This window comes from Exiguobacterium sp. E4787 (assembly GCF_018618375.1).
Classification (GTDB): Bacteria; Bacillota; Bacilli; order Exiguobacteriales; family Exiguobacteriaceae; genus Exiguobacterium; species Exiguobacterium chiriqhucha.
The window spans coordinates 12975-28635 of record NZ_JACSLY010000009.1; the positions used below are offsets into that span (position 1 = coordinate 12975).

Genomic DNA, 15661 nt, shown 5'->3' on the forward strand with positions numbered 1-15661 from the left:
ATTATGAAAATATGGTATGTCGCTTCAGAAGCGGCACCGTTCATGAAAACGGGGGGGCTTGCCGATGTCATCGGCTCGCTCCCTCAAGCGGTGTCTAGCCTTGGTGAAGAAGTGAGTGTCATCATGCCGAAATATGGCACGATCGCTCAAGAATACGTAGATGAGATGGAGTACATGTTCGATCTGATTGTTCCGGTCGGCTGGCGCAAGCAGTTCGGTGCCGTCCTCAAACTTGAACGCGATGGAATCATGTATTACTTCATCGACAACGAATATTACTTCAAACGAGAAGGCGTGCTCTATGGCCATTACGATGATGCCGAGCGCTTCGCATTCTTCTCTCGTGCCGTGCTCGAGATGATCGGGAAGCTCGAAGCGGAAGACGTGCCTGACGTGCTCCACTGTCATGATTGGCAGACCGGTGTCGTCCCAGCCTTCTTGCGGATCCATTATCAACATATCGAGGCGTATCAACGCATTCGTACCGTCTTTACCATCCATAACCTGCAATATCAAGGCATCTTCCCGGAAGCGGTCCTCGGCGAGTTGTTACAGTTCGGTCCGGAACACTTCACGGCAGAAGGGATCCAACATAACGGTCTCGTCAACTACATGAAGGCGGGTATCGTCCACTCTGACCAAATCACGACGGTCAGCCCGTCTTATCGCGATGAGATCATGGAACCGTATTACGGAGAGGGACTCGATGCGACACTCCGTTACCGGTCTGTCGACGTCCGAGGCATCTTGAACGGCCTCGATTTGGCGACCAATGATCCGAGCACGGATAAGCGCATCGCCCAGACGTACAATCTCGATACAGTCAAAGAAGGGAAGCTCGCCAACAAGCGTGAGCTTCAAGAGCGGTTCGGCCTCGAGGTACGTGACGATGTCATGTTGATCGGCTTCGTCAGTCGACTCGTCGAACAAAAAGGTCTTGATTTGATTGAAGCGGTGAGTGAGGAGCTCGGGAACTTGGACTGTCAGTTCGTGTTCCTCGGGTCGGGTCAACCGGAGTATGAGGGCATCGTCCATCACATGACGGCGTCGCACCCTGGCAAGGTCGGGTCGTATATCGGTTTCGATATCGAACTCGCACACTTGATTTATGCCGGATCGGACGCATTTCTCATGCCGTCCCGCTTCGAGCCGTGCGGTCTCAGCCAGCTCATCTCGATGCGTTACGGGACGCTCCCGATCGTACGAGAGACGGGAGGACTGCGCGATACGGTCAAACCGTATAACGAATACACACAGGAAGGCACAGGCTTTGGTTTCTTGAACTATAACGCCCACGAGATGCTCGCGACGATTGAGAAATCGATTCGTGTCTTCTATGATGATAACAATTGGAACGCGCTCGTCCATCAAGCGATGACCGCGGACTTCAGCTGGAAACAATCTGCGAAGCAATACCGTGAGTTGTATCACCTATTTGCATGACCGGAAGGAGTTTTACACACATATGTTTACAGACAAACAGAGCTTCGTCACTTCATTCCAAAAGAGATTTGTCGCATTAAACGGGAAGTCGTTTGATGAAGGGACCGAGCAGGAAGTGTATCAAACGTTGGCAACGATGGTGCGTGAGCAGGCAATCCCGAAATGGATCAACACCCGCGACAAACAAGAAGAAAAACAGAGCAAACAAGTCATTTATTTCTCACTTGAATTTTTGCTCGGTCGTTTTCTGTATAACAATTTGCTCAGTATGGACGTCCTCGAAGTCGTGCAAGAGGGTCTCGATGAACTCGGATTCAACTTCACCGACATCACCGAGTATGAGCCAGAACCAGGTCTCGGCAACGGCGGTCTCGGCCGCCTAGCCGCTTGCTTCCTCGACTCGCTGGCAGCGCTCAGTCTCCCAGGGCACGGAAACGGGATTCGCTACCGATACGGCTTGTTCAAACAAAAAATCGTCGACGGCTATCAAGTCGAGTTACCAGACAACTGGCTTCGTGACGGGAACATGTGGGAGACGCGCCGTGCCGATCGAGCCGTCGACGTCAATTTCGGTGGTTGGATCGAGATGCGGCAAATCGGCGACCGGCTTCGCGTCGTTCACCATCCGGATGAAGTCGTTCGAGCGGTACCTTACGATATGCCGATCATCGGCTACAAAAATGAGGTCGTCAATACGCTCCGTCTTTGGAACGCCGAGTCACCGTTTGACGACGAGGAGTACATGGAACGGACGAAAGGTTCGTACAAAGACCTGCTCAAACACAAACAATCGATTGCGACCATCTCTGAGTTCCTATATCCGGACGACACGACATACGAAGGAAAAGTGTTGCGTTTGAAACAACAGTACTTTTTCGTCTCGGCGGGCGTCCAGTCGATGATCACGTCTTACTTACGTCATAATAAATCCTTGAAACACCTCGGCGACCATTATGCCGTCCATATTAACGACACACATCCGGTCGTGGCTATCCCTGAACTCATGCGGATTTTGATGGACGACCACGGTTACGGGTGGGATGAAGCGTGGCGCGTGACGAAGAGCGTCATGTCGTTCACGAACCATACACTACTCTCCGAAGCGCTTGAGAAGTGGCCGGTCGAGATGTATGAGCGGTTATTGCCGCGTATTTATCAAATCATCACGGAAATCAATCGCCGTTTCTGTAAAGACGTCCTCGTCAACTACCCGCATCTCGAGCCGCATATGGGCGAGATTGCCATCGTGTCGAACGAACACATCAACATGGCGAACCTTGCCGTCGTCGGCTCACACTCGACGAACGGGGTGGCCCGAATTCATACGGACATCCTGAAGCAGCGTGAGATGCGTCACTTGTATGAGATGTTCCCACTTCGGTTCAACAACAAGACGAACGGCATCACGCATCGACGTTGGCTCCTCAAGTCGAACCCACGTCTCTCGAACTTGATTACCGATGCGATTGGTCCATCGTGGATCGAACATCCGAACGATCTTGAGAAGTTGATGGGTGTCTCCAAAGACGCGAGTTTCCAAGAGCAGGTCATGAACGTGAAACAACAGAACAAACTGGATTTGGCCGGCTATATCCAAGCCGAGACGGGCATCGCCGTCGACCCAAACTCGATTTTCGACGTCCAAGTCAAGCGGTTGCACGCCTATAAACGTCAATTGATGGACGCGATGCACATTCATGCGCTCTATCAAAAGATTCAAGCCGATCCGACGTTCACGATGGTCCCACGGACGTTCATCTTCGGGGCGAAGGCGGCACCAGGGTATTATTACGCCAAAGAAGTTATTCGATACATTAACGCGCTCGCAGCTATGATCAACAATGACAAACGGGCGAGCCGCTTCATCAAAATCGTCTTCCTCGAGAACTATCGCGTCTCGATGGCCGAGCGCATCTTCCCTGGTTCAGACTTGAGTGAGCAAATCTCGACAGCGAGCTACGAGGCGTCAGGTACCGGCAACATGAAGTTCATGATGAACGGTGCGCTCACGATCGGGACGCTCGACGGGGCCAATATCGAGATTCGCGATGCGGTCGGGGACGATCACATCTTCATCTTCGGATTGACACCGCAAGAAGTCATGAACTACAAGAAGTTCGGCGGTTATCATGCGGCCGACATCTACCATGCGAACACGGAAGTGCGTAATGTCGTCGACGCCCTCGTCAACGGAACGTTCGACAAGGTCGGAGAATACCAATTCCAAGCCATCTTCGACTCGCTTCTCGTCTATAATGATGATTTCCTCGTGTTGAAAGATTTCGCGTCTTACATGCAGGCGCAACGACGCGTCGACGAGGTGTTCTCGGACAAGGCACGCTGGGCCGAGAGTTCAATCGTCAACACGGCCAAATCGGGAATCTTCTCGAGTGACCGGACGATCACGGAATACGCGAACGCCGTCTGGAACATCAAACCGACGAGCGTGAAATAAAAAAAGCGATCCACCCGTTACGGGTGGACCGTGTTTTCTGGATAACTGATCCAATCAGAGTAAGACCCTGAGTACAGCCGGACGTCATCTTTGCCGAGGGCGTGTAACGCCAAAATGTTCACGCAGGCGGTGACTCCGCTCCCGCAATAGAAGATGGGGTTGGGGACATCGAGGACGTTGGCGTATAGCTCTCTCAAATCATGAAAATCTTGAAGTGTGCCGAGGTCGGTGACGGCTTCGGTATACGGACAAAGGACGGCGTTCGGGATATGGCCCGGTTTGCGATCAATCGGTTCATGGCTGCCGTCGTACCGGTCGGCCGTCCGTGAATCATAGAGCCCGCCCGTGACCGTGGCGGCACGGACGTCTTCGATCGTCGCAATCATCTCGTCTTGGAACGCTGGGACGTAATCTGAGGCGGGGTAGGACGGAACGTCCGTCGTCGTCTCGCCGCAGTAAGTGATGCCGGACTGAATCCCGCCCTCGAGCACGATGACACGCTCATGGCCGGCCCATTTGAATAACCACCAAGCACGGGCGGCATAAGGGAATCCGTCATCGTAAATGATGATCAAATCATCTTTTTGAATCCCGATCCGGCGAAGCGTCTCGGTCCATGCTTCTTTTGACGGCAGTGGATGGCGTCCGCCATGTTCGGAGACGGGACCGGATAAATCTTCCATCAAATCGAGGAAGACGGCGTTCGGGAGATGTCCCTGTCGATACACATACTTTCCGTATGAGGCGTCGTTTAATGAATAACGACAATCAATAAAGCGAATCGAGTCCGTATGGACGATGTGTTTCAATTCTTGGGCACGCATAGTTGGAAACATAGTATCACCTCGAAGTTTCGTTACTCCCATCGTATACAAGATGGAACAAATTGGCGAGTACTTCGATTGAATTTTTGAATGTCGAAAGGGGAACTGACCATGACATGGCAACAGACATATGACCGATGGAAACAACACGAGGCACTCGAGCCACATTTACGCGCTGAACTCGAAGCGCTCGAACAAGACGAGACATCACTCGAGGATGCCTTCTATAAGACGCTCGAATTCGGGACGGGCGGTATGCGCGGTGAAATCGGTCCAGGGGCGAACCGGATGAACATCTATACAATCCGCAAGGCGTCGCAAGGCTTTGCCGACTTTATCGCTGCATCGGGAGAAGAAGCGAAACGTCACGGCGTCGTCATTGCCCATGACTCGCGCCACTTCTCACCGGAGTTCGCACTTGGGGCGGCACGTACACTCGCCTCGAACGGGATTAAGACATACTTGTTCCCTAGTTTGCGAGCGACGCCAGAGTTGTCATTCGCGGTCCGTCACTTGAACGCGTTCGGCGGCATCGTCATCACGGCGAGCCACAATCCGCCTGAATATAACGGCTTCAAAGTGTATGGCGCCGACGGTGGGCAATTGCCACCAGCCGAGGCCGATGAACTCGTCTCGTACGTCAATGCCATCGAGGATGAATTGACGATTGCCGTCAAAGAGGAGGCAACGCTTCGGGCCGAGGGCACACTCGTCACGGTCGACTCATCGGTCGATGCAGCTTACATGGAAGCCCTCCAATCGATTCGGATTCATACGGACGTCCAAGGCGATCCGCTCAAAATCGTCTATTCACCGCTTCATGGCACAGGACGTCGTCCGGTCATGGAAGGATTGAAAGCATACGGCTTCGAACACGTCACCATCGTCGACGAACAGGCTGAGCCGGACGGGGCATTCCCGACGGTCAGTTATCCGAACCCGGAAGAACGGGCTGCCTTTGAACTCGCGATGCAGTACGGCGATCGCGTCGGGGCCGACTTGCTCATGGCGACGGACCCGGACGCCGACCGTGTCGGTTTCACGGTCCGTGACCGCAACGGCGAATGGTTCGTCTTGACGGGGAACCAGACCGGGGCGCTCCTTATGGATTACATCCTGTCTCAAAAAGTGGAGACGGGCACGCTTCCAACGAACGGTTTCGTTGCGAAGACGATCGTCACGTCCGAACTTGGGGCAGCCATCGCCAAGGCGTATGGGGTCCACCTCGAGAATACGCTCACTGGCTTTAAGTTCATCGGTGAGAAAATCAAGCAGTATGAAGAGTCGGGTCAGTATGAGTTCTTATTCGGTTATGAAGAGAGCTATGGCTATTTGATTGGGGACTTCTGTCGTGACAAAGATGCCGTCCAAGCGTGTTTGCTCGGCGCCGAGATGGCGGCCTTCCACAAACAGCACGGCCGTACGTTATACGATGCCCTTCAAGCCGTCTATGAGAAGTATGGCTTCTACGAGGAGTCGCTCCAATCGATGACGTTGAAAGGGAAAGCCGGTCTCGAACAAATCGGTCGAATGATGGAGGCGTTCCGCGCCAATCCGCCGCAGGAAGTCGGCGGCTACGAAGTCGTCCGCTTCGAGGATTACAAGCAACAAGTCGCGACGAACTTGCGTCAAGGAGAGACGGAAGCAATCGAGTTGCCGTCGTCGAACGTACTCAAATTCATCTTCGAGGACGGCTCATGGTTCTGCCTGCGTCCGTCTGGGACCGAACCGAAAATCAAATTCTATTTCAGTGTCCACGCCGATAGCGCGGAGAAAACGACAGTGAAACGGGAAGCGATTGAACGCGATGTCATGAAGCAAGCGAAAGCAATCGATTAATCGACGACACCGCCCTGACGAGGGTGGTGTCTTTTGTTTGACAAGATATGCCCCCGTCAGTATGATGAGTGTATTGTTCATAACCATGTAATCATATACGGATTATCAGGAAGGCGGAAATTACCATGAAAAAATCATTAACAGCAGTACTTGCAATCGGCGCATCGTTCGGGGTGCTCGCGGCTTGCGGGACAGAGACAGACAGCGGCTCAGAAGAAGCCGTCATCACAGTCGGGACAGAAGCGACGTACCCGCCATTCACGTACAAAGACAAAGGTGAAATCACAGGGTATGACATCGACGTATTGAACGAAGCGGCCGAGCGTGCCGGTTACACGGTCGAATACGAGCCGATGGACTTCAAAGGACTCGTTCCAGCACTCGACGCGGAACGCATCGACATGATTGCCAACCAAATGAGTATCACCCCAGAACGTGAAGAGAAATACGCGTTCTCAACTCCGTACGCGGTATCAGGTGCGCAAGTCATCGTCGCTTCGGACAACGAAGACATTCAAGGCATCGATGACCTCGACGGCAAAGTCGTCGGCTCGACACAAGGATCGGTCTACGCCAAGCTCGCTGAAGAAGCCGGTGCTGAAGTGAAGTTCTACAAAGGCGCGAACCAAGTGCTCCAAGACCTTCAAGTCGGACGTCTCGATGCGGCGCTCAACGACCGTCTCTTCATCTTGACGGAGCTAGAGAAGACAGGTTACGACGTGAAAGCGGTAGGTGACGTCTTCAACAAGAGCGAAGCCGGCTTCATGACACGCCAAGACTCGGACGTGCTCGAAGGCTTGAACGAGGCGCTCGCTGAAATGCAAGAAGACGGCACGATGGCTGAGATCGGTGAGAAGTACTTCGGTGAGGACATCAGTCAATGAGTGAACTGATCACGACCGTCATCGAGAACCGTTCGGCCTATATCGAAGCCGTACAATTGACGTTGATCGCCAGTATCCTGTCGATTCTCCTCGCCTTGGTGCTCGGTCTGATCATCGCTGTCTTGCACAGCAGTCCTGTCAAGGTCGTTCGTTTGTTCACGCGTACGTATATTTCGTTTTTCCGGGGCACACCGCTCCTGTTGCAATTGCTCATCTTGTACGTCGGTCTGACCGGTTTCGTCCAGCTGAGCGGGATGCAGGCGCTCATTTTTGGGTTAGGCCTTCACTTTGCGGCCTATATCTCGGAAGCGTTCCGGGCGGCCATCAATTCGGTCGACCGCGGACAAGTCGAGGCGAGTGTCGCCCTCGGGATTCCGCGTGCGAAGCGCTTCAAGGATATCATCTTTCCACAGGCGTTATCCCGTGCAATCCCACCGGTGTCCAACTCGGTCATCGACATCATCAAATCGACGTCACTCGGTTCGGTCATCGCCGTCCAAGAGTTGACGTACGTGTCAGACCAAATCGCAGCGACGACGTATCTCGTCATGCCGCTCCTCTTGTTCTCGGCATCGATCTATTGGATCTTGTCGACGCTCATCCAAGCGGGGCAGCATCGTCTCGAACGTCGGTATGCGATTCGCTGACACAAAAAAATCCCTTCGATTGGTTGCAATCGAAGGGGTTTTTGTATTAACGGATGACGAGTTCTGTTTCCGTGTCGAAGAAGTGAGCTTTCGTCATATCAAGTGCGAGTGTGACGTCGTCACCCATGTGGATGTTCGAACGTCCATCGATCCGTGCCGTGAACTGGTGGCCACCGAGTTCAGCGTACAAGTACGACTCAGCGCCCATGAGCTCGGCGACGTCGATGTGCGTGTGGAACGTGTGCGTCGTTGGCGAGTCGATGTAGATCGGCTCATCGTGAATTGATTCTGGACGGATTCCGAGCACGAGCTCTTTGCCGACGTAACCGCGGTCACGAAGTCCTTTCATTTTGCCTTCAGGGACATTGATTTCTTCACCGCCGACGAGGAACTTCCCATCAGCCAATTTTCCGCGGAAGAAGTTCATCGAAGGTGATCCGATGAAGCCGGCTACGAAGATGTTGTCCGGGTTTTCGTAAACTTCTTTCGGCGAACCGACTTGTTGGATGATCCCGTCTTTCATGATGACGATCCGAGTCGCGAGTGTCATCGCTTCCGTTTGGTCATGGGTAACGTAAATCGTCGTCGTGTCGAGACGGTTGTGCAATTGGATGATTTCTTTACGCATTTGAACGCGAAGCTTGGCATCCAAGTTTGAGAGCGGCTCATCCATCAAGAAGACTTTGGCATCACGAACGATGGCACGGCCGATGGCAACACGTTGACGCTGACCACCCGAGAGTGCTTTTGGCTTACGTTGAAGGTATTCTTCAAGTCCGAGGATACGGGCCGCATCTTGGACGCGACGGTCGATTTCATCTTTCGGGAACTTGCGAAGTTTCAAACCGAACGCCATGTTGTCATAGACACTCATGTGCGGGTAGAGGGCATAGTTTTGGAAGACCATCGCGATGTCGCGGTCTTTCGGTGCGACATCGTTCATGCGCTTGCCGTCGATGATGAAGTCACCGCTCGAAATTTCTTCGAGTCCCGCAATCATACGAAGCGTCGTCGATTTACCGCAACCAGATGGTCCGACGAAAACGATGAACTCACGGTCCTTGATGTGTAAGTTGAAATCGCTGACTGCCTTCGAGTCGCCACCAGCGTAGATTTTATCGATATGATTCAATTGAATTTCTGCCATGTCGTTAGCCTCCTGAGAATCTGTTCTTGTATAATAGCGCTTACAAGAATGATTATACGATGAAACCGCTTGCATCGTATATGTACACGTTGCACAAAAACGATTACTCAGATTTGTGCAACGTGACAATCAATTGGAGCAGACTGGCATCATAAAAGGTTCGGGCGTCATAACCGGTCGCTTCATAGAGGCGATCGAGCCGATAGTTGAGCGTGTTTCGATGCATGAATAACGCCTTCGCTGTATGCGACACGTTCAATGAGTGGGCGAACAACGCCTCCAATACATCGATTGTCGTCTTATCGAGCGACTCGACGACAGGGGCCGTCAGACGGGGACGTACATCAAAAGTCTCATGGCGTTGTAGTAAATAATGGTATAATAATTGACTAGCAGGGTAAACTTTAGTAGAGAGCTTGGCGAGTGGGAGTAGCGCCTGATGCTGGTGATAAAGTGGCCCTAGGTCACCGAGAGGACGTGCGCTATAGACGACGTGCGCCTCGACGTAACAATCGCTCGCAATCGCCCGCAAGACGTCCTCGAACTCGGTCAGCTCGACGAACTGATCAGTCTCAATGATTTCAACGTGTGACCGGGTCATGAGAACAATCTCTGCTTCAGGCATAAAGTCAGCTAACACGTCTAAAAATTGTTCGAGCGCCTCAGCATCCTGATAATGCAGGACGAGTGACATGAGACGAAACGGCCGGGCGAACCGGTACGTGTCGGTGAGTAGTCGATCCTGCCATTTGGCTTGTCGGGGGTCGAGCCTTGTCAGTAGCGGGGTGGCGGACCATTCGAGCAACTGTCGCTCACGCTCCGTCAGCTCCAGCTTAGGGAGCCCGAAAACTGTGCCGTCCGGGGCTTGATACCAGCGGACGTCACTTGACGCTTCTTCTGACCGATGGACAGCCATTGGGAAAATCGATTTAATTCGTTCAAACGTAGTCAACACAATCACCTCTTCAATAAATGTATCATATTTCAGATCGGAGGCAGACAGTTTGGAGAGTCTAGTCAAAGTATTCATTATGATCGCCATCGGTGCGACAATCGGGGGAGTGACCAACTTCCTCGCCATCAAAATGTTATTCCGGCCCCATCATCCTAAATATATTGGGAAGATGCGCGTCCCATTCACGCCAGGCTTGATCCCGAAACGGCGCGATGAGTTAGCGACGAGTCTCGGTAAGACCGTCGTCAAACACTTGTTGACGCCGGAAGGGATGCGCAAGCGCCTGCTCGATGAACAGGTCGGTGGCCACATCACGTATTACGTCCAAGGCGAGGTACGGACGATGCTACGCTCGGATCAGACGATTCGGTCGCTCATCGAACCACTTTATCCGGATGCCGAGACTCGTGTCTTGGCAGAAGCGGACACGAAGCTCCGCCAAGAGCTCCGGCTCGTCCTCGCGGATGTGAAGACGCGTAAACTGTATGAGATTCTCGGTGAAGACGGCATGGACCGTGTCCGGGGTATCATTCCCGAAATAGTCGATACCTTGCTCGTCAAGTCGGAGGAATATTTCTATTCCGTCGAGGGAGAGGCCCAACTTCGACACATGGTCGACTCGTTCGTCCAGCGTCGGCTTGGATTCATCGCCGGTTTCGTCCAGAACTTGAATTTTGTCGAGATGATTCGACCGGAGATTATCAATATTCTACGTGGCAGCTCGACGCGATCGGGTATGGCGGAAATGATTACACGTGAGTTCGAACGGTTCAGCGAACGGTCGGTCGACACGTTGCTTGACGACCGTCTCGAAGAACGGTTGATTGATGGAGTGACGACAGAAGTCGTCTCGCGCTTGCCGGTCGGGGAGTTGCTCGATCGGACGGTCCACTCGTACACACGGGACATTGAAGACCGCGTCGTCGACGAGCTCGTCCCGGCCGGAGTCCGACTCGTCATCACTCGCTTCACGGATCAAATGGAGACTGTCATGGACCGCCTCAAAATCGACCAAATCGTGCAAGAGCAGGTGAGCTCGCTCGATACATCGTACCTCGAAGAGATTGTTCTCTCGATCTCGAAACGAGAGTTCCGGGCAATAACATGGCTTGGCGCCTTGTTAGGTGGTATGATTGGGTTGATTCAAGGGTTGATTGCCATTATTTGAGGGGCACGCCCTAATAGTATTTAGGAGGACGTCACATGTCACAAACAAACTTGTACGATCATGCTTACCAATTGGAAAAAGCACTTCGCGATTCTGAGGAGTTCACAAATCTCTCTTCACTATACGATCGTGTCAATGCGGATGCAGAAGCGAACCAGTTATTCGCTGACTTCCGTGACATCCAAATGACGCTTCAACAGAAGCAGATGCAAGGCGAAGAAATCTCTGAACAAGAGATGATGGACGCACAAACGAAAATGATGGGCGTTCAACAGAACGAATTGATCATGGAGCTCATGCAAGAAGAGCAACGCATGCATCAACTCGTCACAGAAGTGACGAAAATTATCATGAAGCCACTTGAAGAGCTTTACGCTCCGATGGTCAATGATAACGAAGTTCAATAAGACGTAATGCGGATGGCAATCGAGCCATCCGTTTTTTTGTTGCCGAGATTGTCACGCCGGCGATGATAACGCTTACAATATACGTGGTATAGTAAGATTGTAGAATTATTCACAAGGAAGGGTGGACGTAATGGTCACCTTGGTGATTTTAACAATCATGATTATCGGGTTTATTGGAGGCTGGCTCCGAGCCGACTTGGTTGCGCTCATCGGTCTCTTGTTGCTCGTCTTGACGAATCAATTGACGCCGGTTGAAGCAATGGCCGGTTTTTCGAATTCGGTCGTGCTCATGATTGCTGGGCTGTTCATTGTGGGGGCCGGCCTATTTCACACGGGTTTGGCCGAACGGTTAGGTGCTGCGCTTATCCCGTTCGCAAAAGGGAGTGAGGTGCGTCTTTTTCTCGTCTTGATGGTCACGGTGACGTTATTGTCGAGTCTCATGTCGAATACGGGGACGGTCGCCCTATTGATTCCGGTCGTCCTCGCCATGTCGAGACAGATGGGGACGAGTCCTGCCAAACTGTTGATGCCGCTCGCGTTCTTCTCGAGTATCGGCGGGACGATGACACTGATTGGGACGCCGCCGAACCTGGTGGCGGCTGAGACGTTACGGAACACGTCCGCCGGCACGCTCGGTTTTTTCGCGCTCTTACCAATCGGGCTCGTCATGGCAGTCGTCGGCCTATTCTATTTCTATGTCATCGGCAATCGGCTTCTCGGTACGAGCGATGTGCGCGCCGCGGCGATGCCACGCTTGGCGGTGCCGCACGTAAGCCTATTCGCCTTATCCCTTTCGAAAGGGCACCCATTAATCGGGCGGACGCTCCGCGACGTCAACTGGTCACGAGACGGTCTGATCGTCGTCGGCGAACAAGAAAAAAGCGTGACGCACCGCTTCGTCACGGCTCGCGCGGAAACACGTCTGATCGAAGGGAAAGTGTATGTCAGCGGAGCGGAGGCGGATGTCCGGCGGATTGCTGGAAGGGAAGGAGTGGCGGTCGAACAGGTCGACTTGAAGGCCGTCTACGGGAAAGCGGGCGGCGTTGCCGTCTTCACCATCCCGACGGATAGCCCGCTCGTCGGCCGTTGTTTATCGGATAGTCACTTGCGCAACGAATATCGGTTGAACGTGCTTCAAGTCATCCGTCCGAACGAAGAGATTGCCCTCACACGATTGAAAGACGTCCCGCTCGAGCGCGGAGATATGCTCGTCGCGCAAGGGGAGTGGGACGACTTAGAGCGAGCCGGGGACGAGACGGCCTTATTGCTCGCCAATGAGCGGGTAACCGATGTCGCGAACCGGGCTGTGTCGGAGCGTCATCAGCTGGCAGCGGGGCTGATTATGCTCATGATGGTTGCGCTCCTCGTCTTCGAATGGGTCGACCCGACCGTGGCGGTATGGCTCGCGGCGCTGGCGATGGTGCTCACGGGAGCCGTGCGCCACATGGACGTCGCCTATGAATCGATTCAGTGGTCCTCGCTATTATTGATTGCCGCGATGATTCCCGTCGGTCAAGCACTCGACAATGCCGGGATTATGACCTGGCTCGTCACGTGGATCAGCGATTCGTTCGGTCAAGCCGGACCGGTCTGGGTGCTCGTCGCCATTTTCCTCGCGACGATGGGGCTCAGTCAAATCATCTCGAACACGGCGACGGCCGTCTTGTTCGCACCGCTCGCCGCGGCGCTTCAAGTGAGTCCGGTCCCGTTCGTCGTTGCCGTCGCGATTGCGGCATCACTCGCATTCATGACCCCGTTCGGTTCACCGACGAACGCGATGGTGTTCGGAATCGGGGGCTACCGTTTCTTCGATTTCGTCAAAGTCGGCTTGCCGCTGCAAGTGGTGACAGCGGTCATCGCGATTTTCACGATTTTACTCATCTTCCCGTTTTGAAGGACATGTGGATCTCTCCGTTGAACATGTAAATAAATGCTAAATGATGAGGTGGAAAGACGATGTGGAAACGAATCGGAATCATTGTATGTGCACTCTTGCTTGCGGCTTGCTCGAATGAGGGCGAGCAATCGACACCGACGCTCGGGGCGGATGCCAAAGTAGCCAAGGCGTATTTAGAGGAGCAAGGCTATGACGTCGTCTCTTATAGAGGGAATAGAACGTCGAGTTTTGAAAAGGAAGATCTGCTTGAGTTGCCTACGGAAAGTACGTGGCAAGTCCAGACGACGCCGCCGGATGACTATATTGGACGTGACATTCGACATGAGTACTTTATCGTCCGCAACCATCCGCTCGATGAAGTCGCAGAACTCGGCCAGACGAACGTCTCGGTCATGATGGTGGACGGCAAAATCATCGGCGGGACGTCATATCCGGATTCGGCCGAGCCGCTTACCGGATCGAGCTATTCACTCGATGGGAAGACGGCGGAAGAGCTGCATCCCGATTACACGGAGTGGCGCAGCGAGTGGGAAGCTAAATATAGCGAATGAACGAAAACGCCTCGGGATTCCCGAGGCGCTTTTGTTATGAGGCCGTGCCTTTCAGTTTTCCTGGCAGTTTACAGCGCTCGAAGTAGATCAGTTGGCCGCGACGTGCGATGCGGGCTCCCTTGTGGAGGTGCCCGGCTTCCTCGAGCAACGTGAGGCCTTTCGTTTTGGCCTCGTCATCGCTTGCCGCGGTAAATGAATCGTTCAAGACGGTCGTGCCGTCGTTCTCGAACGCTGTGATCGTATACTGTTCCATCCGTCTGCCCCCTTTTCTTTCATTGTACTGAATGGTCATTCATTCTTCAAGCGAAGGTTTTGTCAGCTCTTCGAACGTGAGCTGACGTGCCGTCTCTGTACGGGTGATTAAATCGGACACCGTCATCCCGATTAAGCGGACCGGTTCAGTGATTGCCATCTCGTCGAACAGGCGGCGGGCGAGCCGTTTAATCTCGTCGTGGTCGTGCGTCGGATGGTTCAGTTTGATTTGATGGCTCCGGGCCTGGAACTCGCTTGTCTTGATTTTAATCGTCACCGTCTGGCAGCTGAGTTCACGCCGGTCGAGTTGATGGAGCACATCTTCGATTTCCGGGACGACGCGTTCATATACTTCCTCCGGGTCATCGAGGTCGAATGCGAACGTCGTCTCGGAACCGATCGATTTGCGTTCCCGCGTCGGGACGACGGGGCGGAAATCACGGCCATGGGCGAGTTCGTATAGCTGGTTGCCGCGGTCGTAGCCGAAGATGGCCTTAACCTGTTCGGGTTGTGCGCGCTGGAGGTCAGCAATCGTATGGTAGTCGTGTTTGAACAGCGTTTGGGCGGTCACTTTACCGACCCCGTGCATCGTCGTGATGGGGAGCGGGGCGAGGAACGATTTGACATCGGCCGCTTCGACGACCGTCAGTCCGTTCGGTTTGTTGAACCCGGAGGCGATTTTGGCGACGAACTTTGACGGGGCGACTCCGGCCGAGGCCGTCAGCCCCGTCCGGCGCTTGATTTCCCCAAGGATATACCGCGCGATATAAGGGCCGGACGTGCTCATAAGTGTGTTCTCGGTCACGTCCAAATACGCCTCGTCAAGCGAGAGCGGTTCGACGAGCGGTGTGATGGACTTGAAGATGGCCATCACTTGCTGGCTGACTTGCCGATAGACGTGAAACCGCGGTTTGACGAACGTCGCCTGGGGACAGAGAGCGAACGCACGCCGTGATGACATGGCGCTGTGAATCCCGTATTTTCTCGCCTCATACGAACAGGTGGCGACCACCCCACGGCTGTGGGGGGCGCCACCGACGATGACAGGCTTATCACGTAAATCAGGACGGTCCCGTTGTTCGACCGAGGCGTAAAAAGCGTCCATATCGACGTGGATAATCAATCGTTCCATGTACATCACCTTTCTGTCTCATCTGCTCCTTTCAGTATACCGAACTTTTGTTCGTTTTTT

Annotated in this window: 14 protein-coding genes; 9 read left to right on the plus strand and 5 right to left on the minus strand. The window is 53.5% G+C overall.

Annotation, left to right across the window (positions count from 1 at the left end; translation table 11 throughout):
- Positions 1-3 precede the first annotated feature (3 nt).
- A complete protein-coding gene (glgA, locus tag KNP80_RS10885) occupies positions 4-1443 on the plus strand; it encodes a glycogen synthase GlgA (RefSeq protein ID WP_214720473.1) in 1440 nt (479 codons plus the stop codon).
- Positions 1444-1465: 22 nt separating this feature from the next.
- Positions 1466-3898: a glycogen/starch/alpha-glucan phosphorylase gene (locus KNP80_RS10890; protein WP_214720474.1), complete on the plus strand. Its 2433-nt coding sequence runs from the start codon at positions 1466-1468 to the stop codon at positions 3896-3898.
- A gap of 17 nt (positions 3899-3915) precedes the next feature.
- Here KNP80_RS10890 and KNP80_RS10895 read toward each other — a convergent pair whose 3' ends face one another.
- Complete coding sequence (locus KNP80_RS10895) at positions 3916-4734, minus strand: sulfurtransferase (protein WP_251128902.1); 819 nt, start codon at positions 4732-4734, stop codon at positions 3916-3918.
- Between the two features lie 99 nt (positions 4735-4833).
- Here KNP80_RS10895 and KNP80_RS10900 point away from each other — a divergent pair, with 99 nt between their 5' ends.
- The 3 genes from KNP80_RS10900 to KNP80_RS10910 all read left to right on the plus strand — a co-directional run bounded on the left by KNP80_RS10900 (position 4834) and on the right by KNP80_RS10910 (position 8092).
- Entirely contained in the window at positions 4834-6561 is a 1728-nt protein-coding gene (locus KNP80_RS10900; protein WP_214834748.1) for a phospho-sugar mutase, read from the plus strand.
- A gap of 125 nt (positions 6562-6686) precedes the next feature.
- A complete protein-coding gene (locus tag KNP80_RS10905; RefSeq protein WP_131472218.1) occupies positions 6687-7445 on the plus strand; it encodes a transporter substrate-binding domain-containing protein in 759 nt (252 codons plus the stop codon).
- Positions 7442-8092: an amino acid ABC transporter permease gene (locus KNP80_RS10910; protein WP_021066728.1), complete on the plus strand. Its 651-nt coding sequence runs from the start codon at positions 7442-7444 to the stop codon at positions 8090-8092. The genes KNP80_RS10905 and KNP80_RS10910 overlap by 4 nt, the downstream gene beginning before the upstream one ends.
- A 46-nt stretch (positions 8093-8138) precedes the next feature.
- Here KNP80_RS10910 and KNP80_RS10915 read toward each other — a convergent pair whose 3' ends face one another.
- The gene (locus tag KNP80_RS10915; RefSeq protein WP_214834749.1) at positions 8139-9239 is read right to left on the minus strand and encodes an ABC transporter ATP-binding protein; all 1101 of its coding nucleotides are present in this window, start codon (positions 9237-9239) and stop codon (positions 8139-8141) included.
- Between the two features lie 103 nt (positions 9240-9342).
- Positions 9343-10194 carry a PucR family transcriptional regulator gene (locus KNP80_RS10920; protein WP_214720280.1) on the minus strand — a complete coding sequence of 284 codons (852 nt, stop codon included), beginning with the start codon at positions 10192-10194 and terminating at the stop codon, positions 9343-9345.
- Between the two features lie 76 nt (positions 10195-10270).
- Between KNP80_RS10920 and KNP80_RS10925 the strand changes: the two genes are divergently transcribed.
- The 4 genes from KNP80_RS10925 (at position 10271) to KNP80_RS10940 (ending at position 14217) form a co-directional block, all read left to right on the plus strand.
- On the plus strand, positions 10271-11362 hold the full coding sequence (locus tag KNP80_RS10925) for a DUF445 domain-containing protein (RefSeq protein WP_214720286.1): 1092 nt from the start codon (positions 10271-10273) through the stop codon (positions 11360-11362).
- Between the two features lie 35 nt (positions 11363-11397).
- On the plus strand, positions 11398-11769 hold the full coding sequence (locus KNP80_RS10930) for a YlbF/YmcA family competence regulator (RefSeq protein ID WP_114166429.1): 372 nt from the start codon (positions 11398-11400) through the stop codon (positions 11767-11769).
- A 142-nt stretch (positions 11770-11911) separates the two neighbouring features.
- Positions 11912-13663 carry an SLC13 family permease gene (locus tag KNP80_RS10935; protein ID WP_353047997.1) on the plus strand — a complete coding sequence of 584 codons (1752 nt, stop codon included), beginning with the start codon at positions 11912-11914 and terminating at the stop codon, positions 13661-13663.
- A 62-nt stretch (positions 13664-13725) separates the two neighbouring features.
- Positions 13726-14217 carry a hypothetical protein gene (locus tag KNP80_RS10940; protein WP_214834751.1) on the plus strand — a complete coding sequence of 164 codons (492 nt, stop codon included), beginning with the start codon at positions 13726-13728 and terminating at the stop codon, positions 14215-14217.
- A gap of 34 nt (positions 14218-14251) precedes the next feature.
- Here the strand turns inward: KNP80_RS10940 and KNP80_RS10945 are convergent, their stop codons facing one another.
- Positions 14252-14470, minus strand: coding sequence for a YhzD family protein (locus tag KNP80_RS10945; protein ID WP_214720277.1), 219 nt, complete (start codon positions 14468-14470; stop codon positions 14252-14254).
- 39 nt (positions 14471-14509) lie between these two features.
- A complete protein-coding gene (dinB, locus tag KNP80_RS10950) occupies positions 14510-15601 on the minus strand; it encodes a DNA polymerase IV (RefSeq protein ID WP_251128898.1) in 1092 nt (363 codons plus the stop codon).
- Between the last annotated feature and the right edge of the window lie 60 nt (positions 15602-15661).